The organism is Kitasatospora sp. CMC57, assembly GCF_045866025.2.
Classification (GTDB): domain Bacteria; phylum Actinomycetota; class Actinomycetes; order Streptomycetales; family Streptomycetaceae; genus Kitasatospora.
Genome location: NZ_AP035882.1, coordinates 34,670 through 51,235, shown reverse-complemented (window position 1 = coordinate 51,235; position 16,566 = coordinate 34,670). Strand labels below are relative to the sequence as shown.

Here is a 16,566-nt window from a genome sequence, read left to right as displayed (position 1 = left end):
CGGCAGAGGGGGTGGCCACCGTGCTGGTGGCCACCCCCCTTGGGGTCCGGCGGCGGTCAGTACGGGCGGCCGGGGTGCTCCTCGGCGGGGGCGGCCATCTGCTCCCAGCCCGGGTACAGCGGCCCGATCCGGTCGAGCTCGCCGTCCACGATCGCCTGCGCCGCCCGCACGGTGGGGAAGTGACGGTCCGGCAGCGGGCCCTCCAGCAGCGGGACGAACCGCGACGGCTCCTTCTGCTCCCGGGCCCGGCACGCCGCCACCGCAGCATCGGAGGATGCGTGCGCACGGCGCCCGGACTCCCGCCACGCCTGACCCAGGCGGCCGGCCATCACGCAGACCATCGACGCGGCGACCGCGACGACCCACACCCTGGTGGTGGTGTCCATCACGCCGCCACCTCCAACGCGGCCTGGGCGCGCCGCTGCAGGATGTCGTGGCGCTCGTCCTCCGTCATGCCGCCCCACGTGCCGTACGGCTCCCGCCGGGCGAGGGACAGTTCGGCGCACATCTGCAGCACGGGGCAGCGGAAGCACACCTTCTTGGCGGCGGCCTCCCGGCTGGCCTTGTCCCTTCCGCGTTCCCCCTCGGGGGAGAAGAACGGCGCGCTGCCGACCTCCCGACACGCCGCTCGGGCCTGGAAGTCGTCGCCGCCGCTGACGAACCCGGCCTTCCGAACAGGCACATATCCCGCCATCACGCCGCCTCTTCCTGGTTGTAGGTCCTGAGTTCCGCAAGCCGCCCCGTCAGCAGCAGCCCAACCTGGTAGGACTTCTCGCCTGGGCCAGCCATCCAGTGGTTGACCAGGCCCCTGGCCGTGGCCTCGCTGAGGGCCATCTGCGTGGCGTCCACGCTGTTCCAGCCGTTGGCCACCCGGTCGATGAACGCCTGGTCGACGAAGGCCCTCTGCTCAGCGACCGGGACGCCATGCTCGACGGCCACCTGAGTGGCGGCGGCCGCCCGAGCAGCCGGAGCAGCAGCCCGGCGGTCCTCGTCCCTCGTTGCCTGCTCCTCCAGGACCGCGATCTGACGGTCGATGAGCTCGCCGATCGTGTACCAGTCCGCGTCCTCGACCACGAAGTCCAGCAGGTCAGCAGTGGCGGCCTCCTCACGGACCACCCGCAGCCCCCGCACCGACCGCCAGATGCGCTGCTCCCTGATGCGAGCGGCGAGCTTCTGCCCGGGGGAGAGTTCCGGCTCCGGTACCGCGTGGATATCCGTCTTCGACCACAGGTCCAACGCCATCCCGAACCGCATGCCGGCGTTGCGGATGGCGTCGCCGATGATCTCCTTGATGGCGTGCGGGCCCGGCTTCTTGCCCTCGGCGTCGCCGTACCCCAGCCGGGTCATCCCGGCGACGGTGAGCCGGATCCACATCCCACCGAACTGGTCGAGCATCGGCAGGCCCTGCTCGGTGAGGGCCACCGGCTCCCAGTTCCACAGCGGGTCCACATTGAGCAACCGGGCGGTGGCCTCGGCGTGCCCGACGTAGCTGAGGTGCATGTGCTGGTTCGACACGTTCTGGCTGCAGGTCTGGCACCAGGTCCGCTCGTGCGTGTTGCAGACCTTGCCCGGGGCGTTGCGACAGTTGCCGCAGGTGATCCTGGGCAGCTGGGAGATCGCGGTGTCGGGGAACTTCGCGCGCAGCTCCTCCAGGGCGGCGAGCTGCTCGGCGCGGGTCCAGCCCGGTTCGCTGTTGTCCTGGTTCGGGGTGTGCTGAGGGGAGCCACCGGCGTCGCCGGCGGCCTGATGGCCTGCCATGTGTGGATCTCCTACGGGACTGTGAGGTGTTCGGGGCGGGGGGTTCGGCCAGCTGTCGGCAGACCTGGACGCGGACCCCCGGGGGGTGGGTTACGCGGTGGCGTTGCCCTCGGGCGGGGCGTACACCCCGAGCCACGCCACGGCGACCTGCGCCGGGGACGGCTTCCAGTCGATGCGCTCCGCGTTGGCGGCCACGTAGGCGGTCACCTTCTTGGCGCGGTCGACCGCGACCCGGGTGTTCTTGGTGGCCTTGGCGCCCGCGGTGCCGGGCGCGGCCCGCTCGGGCTTGAGCGGCGTCCAGCGGCCGGCCAGCAGCTCGGTGTAGCCGTCGTCGATGACGGCCGCGATGGACTTGCCCTCGGCTGCCGCCCTGGCCACCGCCCGGTCCCACACCCCCGAGTCGACGTACATCGGCATGTTGGGGGCCTTGTCGTACCGGAGCTGTTCGGCGCGCTTGCCGACGTACTCGTCGACGAGGGCGACGTACTGCCCGAGGGTGTCGGCCATCAGCTCCCGGCCCTCGGCGCGTAGCTGCTCGGCGATCTGCAGGACGGCGGCGCTGTGGGTGCGGGGGTTGGTGTCGCTGGGGCGGTTAGCCACGCGGTGTCCTCGAGTCGGCGGGGCGCGCCGCTCGGATGGATGAGGCCGGCCGGGCGGGCGCGTTTGGTGTCGAGTCACCAGTGTCTCCCACTTCTCTATTGCGTACGCAAGCGGTGTCGGTCCGGCCGGGGGTGGCCGCGCCTCTACTCTCGCACATGTCTATTGCGTACGCAATAGGAATCGGGTACGGTGAACCCATCACCACCCCAGAGAACGCAAAAGGACCGGCACCAGCATCTGGTGACGGTCCGACGGAGCGGCAAGCATAACCAAAACTCCCGGCACACCGGAAGCCCCCGCCTCACAACCCGTCAGGAGCCCCCGATGCCCAGTCAGGACAACGCCCTCCGCGCCGAAGCCGCCCAGGCCGAGGCCGGCATCCGCACGCAGATCGCCACCCGCTCCACCGAGCAGCTCTGCTACGACTTCGCAGCCACCGAGGGCCTCTCCGTAGCCGACCCGGCAGTCCCCATGGTCCGAGGCTGGCTGATGGACGAGCTGGAGCAGCGCGATGTGGACGCGCTCGACGCCTGGCTCGAGTCCGGTGAGGACCTGCCGCACCGCTTCTTCGGTGTCGCCCCCGAACAGTTCGTCTGACCGTGGAGCACCTACTCGACCGCCTCATCGTGGCCGCGGTCCTCACTGCCTCCTGCGCTTCCATCGCAGGAGGCTCCTGGGCCCTCTACGGACTCCTCAACCGGCTCGACGCCGCCCGCCAACGCCGAAGGAACCGCACATGACCACCACCCCGCCCGAGCTGCCGAACGAACTGCTGGAGCAGCTCATCGACGCGGGCAACAAGGCCCTCAACGACTACTACCACGAGCGCGCGTGCGCCTGTTCGGCGTGGCCGAAGAAGTGCGCCTCCTGGAAGTCCCCCGGAGACATGTTCTTCGGCTACTGGGACACCGACGCCTTCGCCATCGGCGTGCCGGCCATCATCGCCGCCCACGAGCAGGGCAAGGCCCAGGCTGCGACCCAGAGCATCGCGGCGGCCACCGGCCTCGTTGCCCGCCTGGCCGCGGTCGGGGAGAAGGCCCTCGGTGAGCAGCGGCACGCCAAACTGTGCGGCTGCGACCAGTGGCCGGCCAGCTGCCCCAAGTTCGACAGCGACACCTGGCACATCGCCGAGTCCCTCGCGCTCGCCCTCCCGGCAGTGCTCGCCGACTACGAGCAGACCAAGACGGAGCAGCCGTGACCCGCCGGCCGGTGTGCGGGAACGACCCGCAGGCGCAGCTCACCGACGGTGACCGGGCCGCGATCGCCGACTTCAAGCAGTACCTGGCCGCCCGCAAGGCCCTGCCCGACAGCGTGGCCTCCATGGGCAGCGAGGAGTGGCGGGTCCTCGGGTACGACGCCGACGCCTGGAGCTCCATCGGCCCGGCCAGGGCCACGCTGGAGGAAGCCCGGGAGCGTCAGGCGCAGCTGGCGGAGCGTCACCCTGGCCTGCCCACCGCTGTTGTCCGCAAGACCGTCACCTACACGATCGAGGAGCAGCCGTGACCACCGCCGACACCGCCTGGCCGTACGGGACCGACGTGGACCGCGACGACCCCCTCACCGCGCTGCGCATCCCCGTCACCGGCACCCACCCCGGTCACAGCTACACCGCCACCTTCGACCGCGAGTCCGAAGTGCGGCCCACCGACGCTGAGGCCCAGATGATCGCCTCGTTCATCGAGGAGTACCAGGACCGCCACTTCGGCAACGGCCGCTGGCGCAAGATCCAGCAGGCGAAGCCCTTCGACATGGACTGCTACACCACGAGCATCTTCCACAAGTGGGCGGCCGACGACTGGTCCTACCGGTGCGTCACCTGGACCGGCGGCCCGTTCTGGGCGCCGGTGTTCCCCCGGCAGCGCGGTACCGACACCGACACCGCCACCATCAAGGGCCCGGTCACCCTGGAGCAGCTCATGGACCGCATCCACAGCACCGGCGACGAGCCCTGGCCCCACTGGGCGGCCTGGAAGGCGCAGCACCCGGAAGCGTTCCCCCAACACCCCGCCCAGGAGGGCTGAGCCGTGCACGACGTCGACCAGCAGCTCATGGCCGCAGCCCGGGCCCTGGTGCCCGGGCTGCCCGACCACACCGTGTGGACCACCCAGCCGCCGGGCCACCGCAAGGCGGTGCTGTTCACCAGCATCAACCTCACCGAGGACGCCCGCCGCCGCACCTTCCACCCGGTACCCGAGGCGTACTACCGCCCCGACGACACCGACCTGCTGCTCACCCTCCCGGGCGGCATCCCGGTACCGATGGCCAACCTGACGCCCGCTCAGCAGTCCACGGCCCGCCGCCAGGCGGCCGGCGCCGTCCACATCGACACCACCCAGGGCAAGCCCGGCACCGTGACCCGCCTCGCGGTGAAGCCCGCCACCGTCCACCTCGCCCTCGTCGAGGGCCGCGCCAACGCCGCCACCCTCGGCCGCGTCACCTCCTACGCCCCGTTCTGCACCCGAGCTCTCCTCACCCGGGTACGGCCCAGCACCAACTTCCTCATCGAGGCCGGCTTCTACGGCGTCGGCGTAGCCCTGCAGACTCCTGAGGGCATCGAGGTTCTCGTCAAGCCCGTTCCCTGGGTACTGCGGCGGCACAGCCCCGCCGGCTGGTGCTTCGTCGAGCACGCCTACCTCGCCGCCACCCTCGTCCCGAAGAGAGCTGACCCATGACCAACCAGCAGCCCCGCAGCGGCCATATCTGCCCGAACTGCCCTGCCGGTGACCCGTGGGCCTGCCACTGCAACCCGGAGACGTTCGAGCGCCTGCCGGACAGGGTGCGCCGACCCGGGTGCCCGTTCTGCGAGATCGTTTCCGGGAACGCGCCCGCCATCATCCTCGGCGAGTGGAAGAGCGGTAGCAGGTGGGGCACGGAGATCATCGCGATCGTGCCGTTGAAGCCAGTGGTGGACGGCCACATCCTGGTGCTGCCGAAGACGCACCTGGTGGACTTCACCCGGGGCGCGCAGGTTGCCGGGGACGTGATGACGCGAGCATCGATCCTGGCGCACAAGATGCGAACGCCGGTCAACTTGATCACCAGCGCGGGCAGGGAAGCCACCCAGTCCGTGTTCCATCTTCACCTGCACCTCGTACCGCGTTCGGCCAACGACGGCCTTGCACTGCCGTGGTACTCCGGCAAGGGGAGGGCGAATCATGGCTGACACCTTGGACGGCCTGAGCCTCGCCGAGGTCCGCCGCGAACTGGCCCTGCTGGTGGCGATGGCCGACAGTGCTGAGCGCCCGAAGCCCGACCTGATCAACCCTCCCGGGCACGCGATGCCCGGCCACGAGTGGCGTGTTGATCAGCGCGTCCTGCCCGGCCGCCGGCCGCCGCTGTGGATCGTCCGCACCGTCGACGACGAGGAATCCAGGGACTTCGTCTACGTCGCCGAGCCCGACCCCCACCACCACTACGACTGGCTGGACAAGTTGGACTTCGGGGCGATGCTCCCCATCGACGCCCGCCGCCTCGCCATGGCACTGCTCGCAGCAGCCGACCGAGCCGACCACCTCACCGCGGGCGTTACCCGCCTCGAAGACCGGAGGCCAGCATGAGTGCCGAGAACGACTTCGGGAACTGCGGCTCCGGCTGCCAGCCAAACACCCAGCCCTGGCCGCACACCATGATCTGGGGGCAGTGCGCGAACGCCGTCCAGCGTTATCAGGGACAGCGGCCCGTCATCGTAGAGGAGTACGGGCAGCTCATGTCCGGCGGCGGCGTCCACATGTGGAATCTGGCACCGGACCTCCTGGACGCCTACCCCTTGGACAGGCGCATCGAGCACGGCAAGCTGCACGGCGGCAAGGTGCTGCGGCGCAGGGTCATCGTCCTGGATGAGTGGGAAGAGACGACGTGAACGAGGTGACCACCGAACTGGAGCTGCTGCGCGCGGAGAACGCCGAGCTCCGGGCCCGCCTCACCGCAGTCCACACCATCCCGGACCTCCCCGCCGACCATGACGGCGAGCGGATCGAGTGGCGCCGCTGGGAGCCCGCCCCGGTCATCCTGTGCACCCGCGCCGGGGACCTGAACGGCTGCCCGCAGTGCGACCACCCCGGGCCATCACTGCTCGCATTCGGACTGGCTGGTCCTGGCACGCCGCTGCTCCGCTTTCAGGCGCACCGCTGCCCGTGCTGCCAGGAGACCCGCGTCTACCGGCGTGACCGGGACTGGCGGGGGCTTGAGCTCGTTGAGATCGCCTACCACCCGCCGCAGCGCGGCTACCAGCATGCAGAGGAGCAGCTGTGAGCGACCAGCCCGCGTTCGGCTTCGAGGTCAAGTACGTCGACTACGCCGACGAGCCGTGGAACGACGGCAAGCCCGGCTGGAAAGTTCAGCTACCCCACAAGTGCGGCGACTGGCGCATTGACCCAGGGTGGAGCTTCACGGATGTGAGCACCCGCCAGGATGCCCTCGACGAGTTGGACGCGTTCATCGCCGAAGCACAACAGGCCCGCGCAGCACTCGCCGCCGGCCAGGAATACCCGACCAAGGGGGCCCCGAAGTGACCGAACCCACCACTCACAACTACGGCCCCGGACACCGAGGCTGGGGCCACGACTACGCCATCCACGAGACCATCAACGGCGGCCGAGAACTTCACGTCTCCGGCTGGGGCCCCCTCGTCGGCCCGATGATCCGCCAGGACGACTACCTCCTCATCCAGAACGGCAACCGCGATACCCGCTACCGGGTCACCGAGATCGAGCACTGCCTCGACCCGAAGGACATGTGGCACGCCACGCTGACGTTTGCCCCGCGCCAGAGTGAGCCCGTCAAGGAGCAGCAGTGAGGCGCGCACTCCGGCCGTCGGACTTCCCGCTCATCACCAAGCTGCTCGGCGGCCGGGTCAACCACATGGCGCTCCAACTCCCCGGCAACGTCCGGGTGAGGACCGCGTGCGGTCACATCGGCCTGCCAGCATCAGAAGAGCCACACACCACCTGCCAAGGCTGCATTCTGGCCTTCACACCCAGCAAGAAGGAGCACCCGTGACCCGCCCCGAGAACGAGCGACCCGACCGCCCGCATCTGACCCTGGCCGCGAATGTGTTCTATCAAGACGAACGGATCCAGTTGACCGGTCCTGTCCAGCAGGGCGACATGCTGTTGCTCGGCACCGGCGAGAAGGAGGTGACGCTCGTAGTGAGTGAATGCGGTGGAGCGGGCCCCTATTTCGCCGAGGAGTGGGCGGGTGACCCGCCCCGGAGGAGGCAAGTAGGGATCACCCTTTCGGCTGGGACCCCTGTCGCTGTGGTGCGTTTTGAGGAGCAGCAGTGACCCACCCCGACCAGGTCGACGACGGCTCGATCATCGAGTACGCACTCCGCCACCCCAAGGGCTTCGTCATGGACCCCAGCTACCACCGCAAGACCACCGAAGAGCGCCTCGCCCGCTACCGCGACACCGTGCCCGGCTTCGAGCTGGTGACCCGGGCCACGCTGGCAGGGGAGTGGGTGACGATCGATCAGGTCCCAGCTCTGCCTGCTGTTCCGCCGCGACGCGGTGACGCCATCGAGGCGTGGCTCAAGGCACAGCGGGACCGCTTCGACCGCCACGGAGACAGCAGCGAGTTCTGGCACGAGTTCGACACCATCCTGGATGAGTACCGGCTCCACGCTGACACCGGCACACCCCTCGGCCAGCACGCCTGCGAGAACGGCAACGCCGACGACTGCCATGGCTGCTACCAGGAGGCGCAGCAGTGAGCGGCGGCTCGTACGACTACCTGTGCCGGGTCATGGACCTCGGCGAACTCCTCGCCAAGGAGCATCGACTCGAAGAGATGGCCGACCGCCTCGCCGGCCTCGGATACGCCGAAGACGCAGCCCACGAGACGCAGGAGCTCATCGTGCAGCTCCGGCAGTTCAAGGTCCGCGCAGACGTGCGGGTGAAGCGCCTGTCCGACCTCTGGCACGCTGTCGAATGGTGGGACTCCGGCGACACCGCCGAGAAGGACGTCCGCGACGCCCTGGCGAAGTACCGAGGGGAGCCCACCGACCCCGACAACCAGGTCCGCATCACCAACGGCCGGGACGGCACCGCGTTCATCTGGCTCCCCGACGTCGACTACCTCGACACCCAAGCCGGGCCCGTCGAACTCGGCCTCGACCATCAGATAGCCGAGCAGCTCCGTGACGCCCTCGACGGCTGGTTGATCCGGCAGGACCACCCCATGCAGGGCTGCAACACGTCCATAGCCTGCGCCATGCGCAACGGCTGCCACCGCTGCCAACCCCGAGAGGACAAGTCGTGACCACCCGAGACGAGACCCTCGACACCTTCGAGGCACAGCTGCGCACCGCGTTCGCCGCGGCCCTGCAGTCCACGCCTGCCGGCCAGCTCGCTGACGTCCTCACCGACACCGCGCTGGCCATCCTCGACGACAACGCCTGCACCCAGTACGCCGAGCAGGTCGTCAACGAGACCCACCTCAAGGCCATGGACTTCCGCAACGGCATGGCCATGGAACTTGAGCCGTCCCAGGACATGGTGGCCGCCTGGGTCGGCGCCGCCCGCGGCATGCTGGGCGACGCACCGAACTACTCGGAGACCCCGATCGAGATGGAGGTGAAGGTCGCCGAGTCGCCCGAGTCGTTCGTCTTCATCCTGCAGCGCGTCGGGAAGCTGACCCCGCACCAGGCCCGGCTGCGCGCCGAAGCTCGGGTAGCCGAGTTGGAGGCCGAACTCGCCGCAGAACGCGACGCGGCGCTGAACGCACCGCAGCTCCGCCACTGCCTGTACCCGGCGTGCCTCCGGGAGTTCGACGCGATGGCCACCTTGTCCGGCCGGCCGCCACAGCGCGAGTCCTGGTCCGGCGCAGGCTGGCTGCCGATGACCGCCGCCGTCGGATACGTCTGCCCCGACCACGCCCACCTCGTCGCCAGCGACACCCACCGCCCCCGGTGGACACGCCCCGAGGGCAACGAACAGCCCGCGGTCCTGCGCTGCGCCTGCGACTGGGCATCCCCGCCCACCCGCTGGCCCCGCTACGGCGTCGCCGCCTGGCAGAACCACCTCGCCGAGATCCAGGAGACCCGATGATCCGGCCCGGCTACGGCACCTGGCTCGCCGAACAACGGGAACAGCCGCACCTGAAAGGACCGGCCTCATGACGAGCCCCGCGAACCGCATCCAGCAGCTCCGCGACGGAGCGGAGGCCGTCAGGGCCCTGCACCAATCCGTCCACAACGTCGGGTGCGCACTGTGCCTCAGGCACGGAGACGAGTCCTGGCCCTGCACAACGCTTCGCGCGCTCGACGGCGAGACCGAGGCCATGGTCTACCAATCGAACATCGTGTACGGGCTGGACGTAGGCGCCCGGGCGGTCTTCCGCATCGAGGACACTGTCGAGTCGATCGATAAGAGCGACGATGCCCAGCGGGTCCGACTGACTAGCGGTATCGAACTGGTCCTGCCGGTCGATCAGTATCCGTACACCGTGGTCGAGCCTGCCAGGGGCGCCTCAGCGTAGCGCCGCGCTATACGATTGCCCCAGTCTCGAACGCCAGCGTCAGCGCACTCGGGCGACCCGGGTCAAGCGGGGCGCCGGGCACGAGATGCGGGTACCCGCGAGGACCGCGACAGGCAGGGCAGCGCGCGCACCCCCTGCTTCGTCATCGGCCTGCAGGCCGGCCAGGGCCCCACTACGGTGGGGCTCTCGCGCGTTCGGAGCCGATCAGTCCGCGCTACTCGATGCGCTCCCCGGGCGGCAGGCCCATGAAGAACGCGAACGCCTCCGGTGCGGCCTCCACCATCGCCTGCTGCTCCTCGACGCTGCTCCGATCCCGGTCGAAGCAGTCCCAGGAGCAGCAGGCCCCGAACGGCGTCCACGGGCACGGCTGGCCACAGCACTCGCACAGCACCACGGTGTCCATGCTCCCAGGGTGCAGCACCGGGCGCCCTGTGCGGGAGGAACCGGGCAGCCGGCCCGGTCTGGATCAGCGTCACGACCTGGCCGTCGAAGGGCGAGCGCCACGACCTGATCACCCATGAGGCTGACTGTCCGTAACCAGATGGCCCGGCGGGCTGATCAATCTCTCCGGATTCCCGGGCTGAGACCCCGTCATTTCGCTGTCTGGCTACGGACAGTGAGAGCCAAAGAGAGGCTTGCACTTCGCCTCACAGTGAGGCATAGTTGGGTTCATCGAGAGAGGGAGCCCACGATGACCGCCATCACCGCCGCAGCAGCCCACCAGGCAGGCGTCACCGCAGCCACCATCCGCATCTGGTGCCGCACCGGTGTCGTCGCCGCAGTCAAGCAGGCCGGCCGCTGGATCGTCGACACCGCCTCCCTCGCCTACCGCATCAAGCTCCCCGCCCTCCTGCGCCGCCGCCCGGCCACCATCGCCTTCACCGCCGACACGATGACCGCCATCGGCGGCAACCGCTGGCAGCGCAACGGCATGGACCGCGTCTACCTCAACGACTGGGCCGACCTCGCTGGCCTGGCCATTTCCCGCTACGGCACTGGCAACATCTCCTCCGCCTCCTGGCAGGGCGAGAACATCTCCAACAGCCAGGCCGGCAAGCTCCTCGGCTCCATCGACAAGGTGTGGTTCGACGCCGCGGACGGCGAGCTCCACTGCCGCTTCGGCTATGCCACCAGCCGCGTCGCCACCCCCCAGGACGTGTGGGACGCGGTCGTCACCGGAGTCCGCGCCGCCATCGCCGCCCTCTGAACCCGAAGGACACCACCATGAACACGCACTTCACCGCCTGGCTCGTCGACGACCGCTCCTGCCTCGACCAGGACAACTGCGACGTCACCGTCCTCGCCGACGACATCACCACCGTCATCGACTACGACGGGAACGGCTTCGAGGTCGAGAAGCCCGAGTACAGCTCCACCGGCGCCCCGGTCTTCTACGGCATCACGGGAGTCGACGCCCGCGACGGGAACGTCGACGACGCCATCCGTGAGGCCGAGCAGATGCTCGACGCTGCCGGCTGGGTGGTCACCGGAACGTGGGAGGCCGTCGGCACCTCCTACGTCGTCGAGGTCGAACTCGCCGACGAGACGTGGGGCCTGGACCAGGTCGCGGCCCACATCGGAGCGTCCAGCACCGGGTCCGCCCGCAAGACGCTTTCCCGCTGGGGTGTTCAGGCCGTCAGCCGCGAGCCCGGCCGCGGGGGTCAGTCGCTGTACAGCAAGACCGAGATCGTCTACGCCCGCGCCACCCGTCCCGGACAGGGCACCCGCACCGACCTCAAGGACGCGGGGTGAGGCCGTCCGCGCTGCCCCGCATGCGCGACCAGCTGCTGCAGCACCTCACCGATCCCACCGCGCCACTGCGCGCCGACACCGGCACCGACAACCAGCCGGGCCTGGATGCGGAGGCCAGCCGCCTGCGGGCCGCCGAACTCTTCTGGGTCGCACCGGACATGACGGCGCTGGCCGTGGCCGCCGGCGACCAGCTCGCCGCGGCCCGGTGGGCGAGCGCGGACCGGCCGAGCCCGTCCGGCCTCATCGTCTTCGACGGCGGGATCGGGTCCTTCGACTCCGGTGGGGTGCAGATTCCGGTCGAGGCGATCTCGTGGGGCGCCGAGGACGGCGCGCTCGGCATCGGCCTGTACCTCTCCCGGACCCGCCTCGCCGCCGAGATCAGCCAGCTCGGCACGTTGGAGGAGGACGCGGTCCCCCCGCTCGTTCCCCTGCGCAGCCACACCCTGCCGATCACCCCTGAGCCGGTCGCCTTCGCCGACCTCGACCCCGGCATTCCCACCATGGTGGCCACCACCCTTGCCGCCGCATGGGCCCTCATGCAGCAGGTCACGCTTGTCGACCGACGCCCGGCACCGGCGGACAAGAGCACTGCCCGGGCCTACGCCCGGCGGCAGCAGCCCCTGCCCGGCGTCACCATCGTCGACCTGCGCCGCGCCTACGTCCCCGACTACCGCGAGGAGGAAGGCGCGGACCCGGCCGGGCGCCGCTACCGGCACCGCTGGGTCGTCACCGGGCACTGGCGCGACCAGGCCCACGGCCCGGACCGGGCGCTGCGGCGCCGCCAGTGGATCCCCGCGTACGTGAAGGGCCCCGACGGTGCGCCGCTGCTGGCCACCGAGAAGGTCAACGTCTGGCGCCGCTGAGACTCGGGGCGGCCGGTATGCTGCCCTTGGCTGGACACGCACTGCCGCTCGTCGCTGCCCGATCCCCGCCCACGCCGGGGATGCCAGGGCGCCGTTCGACCAAGGGACTCCAGGGTTCCCGTGCCGAAGGACCCTCTTCACACCGTGCCGATCGTCCGGCGGAAGAGCGTGGGCACCCCGCCGAGGACTGAGCACCGTGTCACCGAAGAAGAATCCCAGCACCTCCGCCAAGCGCGCCCGAGCAGCGCAGCAGGCCAACCCTGACGTCCGGTACACCGCACTGCTGCGCGCCGATCTCGCCGCGGCCGCCGGCCATGTCGTTGAGCCCGCCCAGGCTCCGGCCACCCACACCACCGCCCCCGGAGGCACCCGCATGTCCATCGCCTGGTCTCCCACCACCATCGTCGGCATCGACGAGAGGTACGACACCGAGTACGCCGACAGTCGCAACGGCTCCCGCTACGCCGCCTACGTGAAACCGAGTGGCCGCTGCTCACTCCCACCGCCGCCTCCGGCCCCGAGCTGATCCGGCAGGCCAAGGACACGGTGCGCCTTCTCGTGGACCGCCTCAACGCCGAGGCCGGTCCGCTCGTGGCTCAGCTTCTCGGCTGAGGCCGAGGGGCCTGATGGCTACAGCGGCATGGCCAGCTGGCCCGGGTTCTGGCGCGCGTGGCGTACTTCCACCAGCTCGGTCCCTTCGACGGGGGTCTCGTCCGGGTTGGGCCGCCAGGAGGGCCGGACGTCGGCGAGGACGGCGGCGCCCTTGTCGGCGAGGACGGCGTCGCGCTTCCCGGCCTGGCGGCGTTCGCGGTAGGCGATGGTGGTCTTCGGGTCCTTGTGGTTGGCGTACGCCTGGACCTCCTCGAGCGGTTCGCCGTCGTCCAGCATGTGGGTGATACGGGAGGCGCGGAGGATGTGGGCGGTGACGTCCCGGCATCGGCGGCACCGGCTGAAGGCGTGGCGCTGCTGGCCCTCGGCCGGGGGCCGGTCGGTGTCGGGGCAGGTGAGGATGCGGGCCTGGTGGCCGAGCCGGGTCAGGAGCCGGTCGACGTCGCTCGGGTCGAGCCGGGTGCCGTCGCGGGCGAGCAGCAGCGGCCCCTCGGTGCGTCCGGCGGTCGCCCGGTCGAGCTTCTCGGCCAGGCTCGTGGGGACGGCGAGCATCTTGTCCTCGTCGCCCTTGCGGGTGAGGTCGAGCAGCAGGCGCCGGCCCCGGTTGTGCTGGTCGGTGACGTCGGCGGCGCACAGCTCGTCCACGCGGCCGGCGAAGACGTACAGGCCCTCGACCACGATCTCGTCCAGCTCGTCCTGGGCGTGGCGCATCAGCGCCTGGACGTCCCTCTTCTCGATGACGGGGGTGGAGTGCGAGCCGTGGCCGCGCGGGATGTGTGGCAGGTCGTCCTCGGTGACGGGGTTCAGCGGCAGCTGCTTGTCCTTCGCGGCCGCGTAGTTGTGCAGGGAGGACAGGGAGCGCAGCCGCCGGACGATGGTGCGCGGTGAGCGGGGCTTGCCGGTGGAGGACACCTTCGTCTCCTCGCGCACCCGCCAGGCCCGGACGTCGTCGGCGTTCAGGCAGCCGACGAAGAACTTCTCGTGGCCGATCTCGGCGGCGTACGCGGCCCACATCCGGATGTCGTCGACGTAGTTCTGCTTCGTGTTCTTCGAGCTGCGCCGGGTGGAGGCGATCCAGTCCATCACCAGCACCCAGGTGGCGTGGGTGACGACCTGGGCGAGGAGCTCGGCGCGGGCGGTGTAGAAGCGTTCCTGGCCGATGCGGCCGGTCTGCACCCGCCCGAGGTCTTCGAGCAGCTTCCGGAAGACGGTCTCGGCGAGGGAGCTTGACGGCAGCGCGGGAGCAGCGCCGGTGGCGGACCGGACCGGGCTGCCGTCGGTGGGGCTCGGTTGATCCGGGAGCGGCTGGAGCTGATGGACCGTCATGAATCAAAGGTAGCGGATAATTCAAGTTATCCGCCACCAGTCCGGGTGTTGGACCGACGGTTTAACAGATGTCAGATAGAGGTGGACTGACGGGCCGTCAGCGCGCTAACGTCTATCCATCGTCTATCCGCGTCTTTCGTAAGGGCCGCCCGTGAAACTGATCATCGAAGACCCCACCCCCGAGTTCCACGAACAGCTCCTCAGCCTCCTCGCCGACCACGCCGCCTACGTCGAGATCCAGACCGACGCCACCTGGACCCCCGACCGCGCCAGCCTCTACTGGAACTCCCTCCCTCCCCGAGCCCAACGAATCCTCCGCGAAGCCGTACTCCACAACGGCTTCGTCTCCGCAGACCTCCTCCGCGAGGACGGCAAGAGCCTGCGCGGCCACAGCGGGCCCCTCAACTCCGCCCTGGAGCGCGGCTTTCGCAAGGGCTGGTGGCCCGACGGCATGCGCTCCCCCATCCAGCCCCAGGGCCCCGGCTTCGGCCAGGTCGTCGGCTACCGCATCCCCGACGACCTGATCGAGGTCTTCGAGGAAGCCATCGTGGACACCACCCACCAGAGCGCCCTTGCCGAAGTGATCGACTCCGAAGGCGGCACCTGGGACCCGGCCCGCGCGATCCAGGCCCTCCGCCGCGAGGGCCACATCGTCGACGCCAAGCGCGCCCGGGCGGTCCTGCGACGCATCGCCGCCACCGGCCTGATTGTCAAAACCGACGGAACCGCCGCCATCTACCGCCGCACCAACGAGCAGTGAGGACCTCCGACATGGCACTCGTCGACACCATCGAGACCTACGGTCGGGCAGTCGCAGCGGGAGAGATCGACCGCGAGCAGGCCGTCGCCGCACTCGTAGAGGCAGCCGACGGAGGCATCACACCCCGAGGTGCCGACGACCTCATCACCAACTGGGAGACCGCGCGTAGCAGATACGAGAATGGGGCGAGCGGAGCCTTCCATGGGCTGGCTGCCATTCAGGACGGCTGCCGGCCCCACCCGTCCAACCGGCCACCACACCGAGGATGACCCGAGCGGCCGTAGCGACCGCTCACCTGGTGGGCCCTCCGCAGTGCAAGTGCGGAGGGCCCACCAGCATTCTCGCCCACCAGCGGGGCCGCGCCGTACCCTGCCGTCATGACGACCAAGGTCCCGGACGCCCTGCTGGCCGAACTCGCCGCACTGGAGCGGCGAGCCAAGGCCGACCCCGACATCAACACCTCTGCGTCGCGAGGTGACCGGCTCAGCTCGGTCACCTCGCTGCTGCGTAAGGCTGCGGCCGACTGCACCCCCGAGCAACGGCGCTCCCTGGCCGCGCTGCTGGCGCCCGACACTGTCGGCCACCCGGACACCGAGACGTACCCGCAGTACGAGGACAGCCTCCTGGCCCGGGCCAAGACCGGCATCTACCGCGTGAACCACATCGGCCGTCCGCTCACCGCCGCCAGCCAACGAGCCGTCATGGACGGCCTGGCCGACCTCAACCGCGCCGCCGGCCTACCACCGTACTGGTGGGAGCAGCGCGGCCTGCGCCCCTGGTCCAAGCACACCCAGACCGCGCTCGACGAGGACGGCCACCTTGTCCTGCGCCGGGCCCTGTGCGACGCGGTGGACCCGGAACGAGAGCCCTACCGCCTGCGGACGCTGATGGCCGTCGAGCTGTTCTGGGACACCGGCGTCCCGCCCGAGGGCCTCGTCGGGATCAACCTGCCCGACCTGACCCCGCGGCACAGCTCCGTCGAGCTGCTCGTGAACCCGCCCGGCCGCACCGCGGCGGTCCGCCAGCGCTTCGCTCTCTCCGCTCACACCCGTGCCGCCCTCAGGCTCTGGCTGCCCGTCAGGCGTCAGGTGGTGACCGAGCACCTGGAGGCCGGCCCGGACCACGCCGCCAACCAGGCCCTGTTCATCACCCTTCACCACGCCTCCGCCGTGGGCTACAGCGACGGCACCGAGCGTCAGATCCCACCCGGCGTGCGCATCACTGCCGCTGGCCTGGGCCGCGGCTGCTCCGCGTGGCTGCGCTGGCTCAATGAGACTCATCTCGGGCAGCAGGGCTGGCCCGTGCCCACGACCGTCCACCGCCTGGCCCGGGGAGGCGCCGCCAATCCCAGGAGGGTGCAGCTAGGTGCGAAGAAGCGTGGGCGGGCAGGTGGGGAGCGTGGCGACTGAGGTGCGGAGGGGC

The 16,566-nt window shown here is 70.2% G+C and carries 30 protein-coding genes; 24 read left to right on the top strand and 6 right to left on the bottom strand.

All coding sequences use genetic code 11. From position 1 onward, the window contains the following. Positions 1-56: 56 nt before the first annotated feature. The 4 genes from ACKUU6_RS32205 to ACKUU6_RS32190 form a co-directional block, all read right to left on the bottom strand. Positions 57-386, bottom strand: a complete 330-nt coding sequence (locus ACKUU6_RS32205; protein ID WP_407992312.1) for a hypothetical protein — start codon at positions 384-386, stop codon at positions 57-59. Continuing rightward, positions 386-682: a WhiB family transcriptional regulator gene (locus ACKUU6_RS32200; RefSeq protein WP_407992311.1), complete on the bottom strand. Its 297-nt coding sequence runs from the start codon at positions 680-682 to the stop codon at positions 386-388. Before ACKUU6_RS32200 ends, ACKUU6_RS32205 begins: the two co-directional genes overlap by 1 nt. An 11-nt stretch (positions 683-693) precedes the next feature. Further along, complete coding sequence (locus ACKUU6_RS32195) at positions 694-1,758, bottom strand: hypothetical protein (RefSeq protein ID WP_407992310.1); 1,065 nt, start codon at positions 1,756-1,758, stop codon at positions 694-696. Between the two features lie 90 nt (positions 1,759-1,848). Continuing rightward, positions 1,849-2,358 carry a hypothetical protein gene (locus tag ACKUU6_RS32190; protein WP_407992459.1) on the bottom strand — a complete coding sequence of 170 codons (510 nt, stop codon included), beginning with the start codon at positions 2,356-2,358 and terminating at the stop codon, positions 1,849-1,851. A gap of 324 nt (positions 2,359-2,682) precedes the next feature. Between ACKUU6_RS32190 and ACKUU6_RS32185 the strand changes: the two genes are divergently transcribed. From ACKUU6_RS32185 to ACKUU6_RS32105, 17 genes are all read left to right on the top strand, one after another. Beyond that, positions 2,683-2,955, top strand: a complete 273-nt coding sequence (locus tag ACKUU6_RS32185; protein ID WP_407992458.1) for a hypothetical protein — start codon at positions 2,683-2,685, stop codon at positions 2,953-2,955. Positions 2,956-3,094: 139 nt separating this feature from the next. Next, a complete protein-coding gene (locus ACKUU6_RS32180; RefSeq protein ID WP_407992457.1) occupies positions 3,095-3,556 on the top strand; it encodes a hypothetical protein in 462 nt (153 codons plus the stop codon). After that, on the top strand, positions 3,553-3,861 hold the full coding sequence (locus tag ACKUU6_RS32175) for a hypothetical protein (RefSeq protein ID WP_407992456.1): 309 nt from the start codon (positions 3,553-3,555) through the stop codon (positions 3,859-3,861). The genes ACKUU6_RS32180 and ACKUU6_RS32175 overlap by 4 nt, the downstream gene beginning before the upstream one ends. After that, positions 3,858-4,379 (top strand): hypothetical protein, encoded by a 522-nt coding sequence (locus ACKUU6_RS32170; protein WP_407992455.1) that lies wholly within the window; start codon positions 3,858-3,860, stop codon positions 4,377-4,379. Before ACKUU6_RS32175 ends, ACKUU6_RS32170 begins: the two co-directional genes overlap by 4 nt. A 3-nt stretch (positions 4,380-4,382) precedes the next feature. Next, positions 4,383-5,030, top strand: coding sequence for a hypothetical protein (locus ACKUU6_RS32165; RefSeq protein WP_407992454.1), 648 nt, complete (start codon positions 4,383-4,385; stop codon positions 5,028-5,030). Continuing rightward, positions 5,027-5,521 (top strand): HIT family protein, encoded by a 495-nt coding sequence (locus ACKUU6_RS32160; RefSeq protein ID WP_407992453.1) that lies wholly within the window; start codon positions 5,027-5,029, stop codon positions 5,519-5,521. The genes ACKUU6_RS32165 and ACKUU6_RS32160 overlap by 4 nt, the downstream gene beginning before the upstream one ends. Further along, positions 5,514-5,915 (top strand): hypothetical protein, encoded by a 402-nt coding sequence (locus ACKUU6_RS32155; protein ID WP_407992452.1) that lies wholly within the window; start codon positions 5,514-5,516, stop codon positions 5,913-5,915. Before ACKUU6_RS32160 ends, ACKUU6_RS32155 begins: the two co-directional genes overlap by 8 nt. Next, positions 5,912-6,217 (top strand): hypothetical protein, encoded by a 306-nt coding sequence (locus ACKUU6_RS32150; RefSeq protein WP_407992451.1) that lies wholly within the window; start codon positions 5,912-5,914, stop codon positions 6,215-6,217. Before ACKUU6_RS32155 ends, ACKUU6_RS32150 begins: the two co-directional genes overlap by 4 nt. Further along, positions 6,214-6,609, top strand: a complete 396-nt coding sequence (locus ACKUU6_RS32145; RefSeq protein ID WP_407992450.1) for a hypothetical protein — start codon at positions 6,214-6,216, stop codon at positions 6,607-6,609. Before ACKUU6_RS32150 ends, ACKUU6_RS32145 begins: the two co-directional genes overlap by 4 nt. After that, entirely contained in the window at positions 6,606-6,869 is a 264-nt protein-coding gene (locus ACKUU6_RS32140) for a hypothetical protein (RefSeq protein WP_407992449.1), read from the top strand. Before ACKUU6_RS32145 ends, ACKUU6_RS32140 begins: the two co-directional genes overlap by 4 nt. Next, positions 6,866-7,153: a hypothetical protein gene (locus ACKUU6_RS32135; RefSeq protein ID WP_407992448.1), complete on the top strand. Its 288-nt coding sequence runs from the start codon at positions 6,866-6,868 to the stop codon at positions 7,151-7,153. Before ACKUU6_RS32140 ends, ACKUU6_RS32135 begins: the two co-directional genes overlap by 4 nt. Continuing rightward, complete coding sequence (locus ACKUU6_RS32130; RefSeq protein ID WP_407992447.1) at positions 7,150-7,356, top strand: hypothetical protein; 207 nt, start codon at positions 7,150-7,152, stop codon at positions 7,354-7,356. The genes ACKUU6_RS32135 and ACKUU6_RS32130 overlap by 4 nt, the downstream gene beginning before the upstream one ends. Continuing rightward, positions 7,353-7,640 (top strand): hypothetical protein, encoded by a 288-nt coding sequence (locus ACKUU6_RS32125; RefSeq protein ID WP_407992446.1) that lies wholly within the window; start codon positions 7,353-7,355, stop codon positions 7,638-7,640. Before ACKUU6_RS32130 ends, ACKUU6_RS32125 begins: the two co-directional genes overlap by 4 nt. Continuing rightward, positions 7,637-8,068 (top strand): hypothetical protein, encoded by a 432-nt coding sequence (locus tag ACKUU6_RS32120; RefSeq protein WP_407992445.1) that lies wholly within the window; start codon positions 7,637-7,639, stop codon positions 8,066-8,068. The genes ACKUU6_RS32125 and ACKUU6_RS32120 overlap by 4 nt, the downstream gene beginning before the upstream one ends. Then, positions 8,065-8,616: a hypothetical protein gene (locus tag ACKUU6_RS32115; protein ID WP_407992444.1), complete on the top strand. Its 552-nt coding sequence runs from the start codon at positions 8,065-8,067 to the stop codon at positions 8,614-8,616. The genes ACKUU6_RS32120 and ACKUU6_RS32115 overlap by 4 nt, the downstream gene beginning before the upstream one ends. After that, complete coding sequence (locus ACKUU6_RS32110; protein ID WP_407992443.1) at positions 8,613-9,404, top strand: hypothetical protein; 792 nt, start codon at positions 8,613-8,615, stop codon at positions 9,402-9,404. The genes ACKUU6_RS32115 and ACKUU6_RS32110 overlap by 4 nt, the downstream gene beginning before the upstream one ends. Before the next feature lie 67 nt (positions 9,405-9,471). Then, entirely contained in the window at positions 9,472-9,834 is a 363-nt protein-coding gene (locus ACKUU6_RS32105) for a hypothetical protein (RefSeq protein WP_407992442.1), read from the top strand. A gap of 214 nt (positions 9,835-10,048) precedes the next feature. Here the strand turns inward: ACKUU6_RS32105 and ACKUU6_RS32100 are convergent, their stop codons facing one another. Next, positions 10,049-10,237, bottom strand: a complete 189-nt coding sequence (locus ACKUU6_RS32100; protein WP_407992441.1) for a hypothetical protein — start codon at positions 10,235-10,237, stop codon at positions 10,049-10,051. 288 nt (positions 10,238-10,525) lie between these two features. Between ACKUU6_RS32100 and ACKUU6_RS32095 the strand changes: the two genes are divergently transcribed. From ACKUU6_RS32095 to ACKUU6_RS32080, 4 genes are all read left to right on the top strand, one after another. Then, a complete protein-coding gene (locus ACKUU6_RS32095) occupies positions 10,526-11,041 on the top strand; it encodes a hypothetical protein (RefSeq protein WP_407992440.1) in 516 nt (171 codons plus the stop codon). 17 nt (positions 11,042-11,058) lie between these two features. Further along, on the top strand, positions 11,059-11,586 hold the full coding sequence (locus ACKUU6_RS32090) for a hypothetical protein (protein WP_407992439.1): 528 nt from the start codon (positions 11,059-11,061) through the stop codon (positions 11,584-11,586). Between the two features lie 20 nt (positions 11,587-11,606). Next, positions 11,607-12,449, top strand: coding sequence for a hypothetical protein (locus ACKUU6_RS32085; RefSeq protein ID WP_407992438.1), 843 nt, complete (start codon positions 11,607-11,609; stop codon positions 12,447-12,449). Between the two features lie 196 nt (positions 12,450-12,645). Then, entirely contained in the window at positions 12,646-12,975 is a 330-nt protein-coding gene (locus tag ACKUU6_RS32080) for a hypothetical protein (protein ID WP_407992437.1), read from the top strand. A gap of 104 nt (positions 12,976-13,079) precedes the next feature. Here the strand turns inward: ACKUU6_RS32080 and ACKUU6_RS32075 are convergent, their stop codons facing one another. Continuing rightward, a complete protein-coding gene (locus ACKUU6_RS32075; RefSeq protein ID WP_407992436.1) occupies positions 13,080-14,384 on the bottom strand; it encodes a tyrosine-type recombinase/integrase in 1,305 nt (434 codons plus the stop codon). Between the two features lie 151 nt (positions 14,385-14,535). Here ACKUU6_RS32075 and ACKUU6_RS32070 point away from each other — a divergent pair, with 151 nt between their 5' ends. The 3 genes from ACKUU6_RS32070 to ACKUU6_RS32060 all read left to right on the top strand — a co-directional run bounded on the left by ACKUU6_RS32070 (position 14,536) and on the right by ACKUU6_RS32060 (position 16,553). Beyond that, complete coding sequence (locus ACKUU6_RS32070; protein ID WP_407992435.1) at positions 14,536-15,144, top strand: hypothetical protein; 609 nt, start codon at positions 14,536-14,538, stop codon at positions 15,142-15,144. A gap of 11 nt (positions 15,145-15,155) precedes the next feature. Next, positions 15,156-15,413: a hypothetical protein gene (locus ACKUU6_RS32065; protein WP_407992434.1), complete on the top strand. Its 258-nt coding sequence runs from the start codon at positions 15,156-15,158 to the stop codon at positions 15,411-15,413. Positions 15,414-15,521: 108 nt separating this feature from the next. Continuing rightward, positions 15,522-16,553: a hypothetical protein gene (locus tag ACKUU6_RS32060; RefSeq protein WP_407992433.1), complete on the top strand. Its 1,032-nt coding sequence runs from the start codon at positions 15,522-15,524 to the stop codon at positions 16,551-16,553. The last annotated feature ends 13 nt before the right edge of the window (positions 16,554-16,566 follow it).

Excerpts from the sequence above, each read along its gene's own strand:
- ACKUU6_RS32105 (WP_407992442.1), top strand. The coding sequence starts at position 9,472 with ATGACGAGCCCCGCGAACCGCATCCAGCAGCTCCGCGACGGAGCGGAG.
- ACKUU6_RS32065 (WP_407992434.1), top strand. The coding sequence starts at position 15,156 with ATGGCACTCGTCGACACCATCGAGACCTACGGTCGGGCAGTCGCAGCG.
- ACKUU6_RS32095 (WP_407992440.1), top strand. The coding sequence starts at position 10,526 with ATGACCGCCATCACCGCCGCAGCAGCCCACCAGGCAGGCGTCACCGCA.
- ACKUU6_RS32075 (WP_407992436.1), bottom strand. The coding sequence starts at position 14,384 with ATGACGGTCCATCAGCTCCAGCCGCTCCCGGATCAACCGAGCCCCACC.
- ACKUU6_RS32155 (WP_407992452.1), top strand. The coding sequence starts at position 5,514 with ATGGCTGACACCTTGGACGGCCTGAGCCTCGCCGAGGTCCGCCGCGAA.
- ACKUU6_RS32150 (WP_407992451.1), top strand. The coding sequence starts at position 5,912 with ATGAGTGCCGAGAACGACTTCGGGAACTGCGGCTCCGGCTGCCAGCCA.
- ACKUU6_RS32085 (WP_407992438.1), top strand. The coding sequence starts at position 11,607 with ATGCGCGACCAGCTGCTGCAGCACCTCACCGATCCCACCGCGCCACTG.
- ACKUU6_RS32185 (WP_407992458.1), top strand. The coding sequence starts at position 2,683 with ATGCCCAGTCAGGACAACGCCCTCCGCGCCGAAGCCGCCCAGGCCGAG.
- ACKUU6_RS32100 (WP_407992441.1), bottom strand. The coding sequence starts at position 10,237 with ATGGACACCGTGGTGCTGTGCGAGTGCTGTGGCCAGCCGTGCCCGTGG.
- ACKUU6_RS32180 (WP_407992457.1), top strand. The coding sequence starts at position 3,095 with ATGACCACCACCCCGCCCGAGCTGCCGAACGAACTGCTGGAGCAGCTC.
- ACKUU6_RS32160 (WP_407992453.1), top strand. The coding sequence starts at position 5,027 with ATGACCAACCAGCAGCCCCGCAGCGGCCATATCTGCCCGAACTGCCCT.
- ACKUU6_RS32195 (WP_407992310.1), bottom strand. The coding sequence starts at position 1,758 with ATGGCAGGCCATCAGGCCGCCGGCGACGCCGGTGGCTCCCCTCAGCAC.
- ACKUU6_RS32090 (WP_407992439.1), top strand. The coding sequence starts at position 11,059 with ATGAACACGCACTTCACCGCCTGGCTCGTCGACGACCGCTCCTGCCTC.
- ACKUU6_RS32060 (WP_407992433.1), top strand. The coding sequence starts at position 15,522 with ATGACGACCAAGGTCCCGGACGCCCTGCTGGCCGAACTCGCCGCACTG.
- ACKUU6_RS32205 (WP_407992312.1), bottom strand. The coding sequence starts at position 386 with ATGGACACCACCACCAGGGTGTGGGTCGTCGCGGTCGCCGCGTCGATG.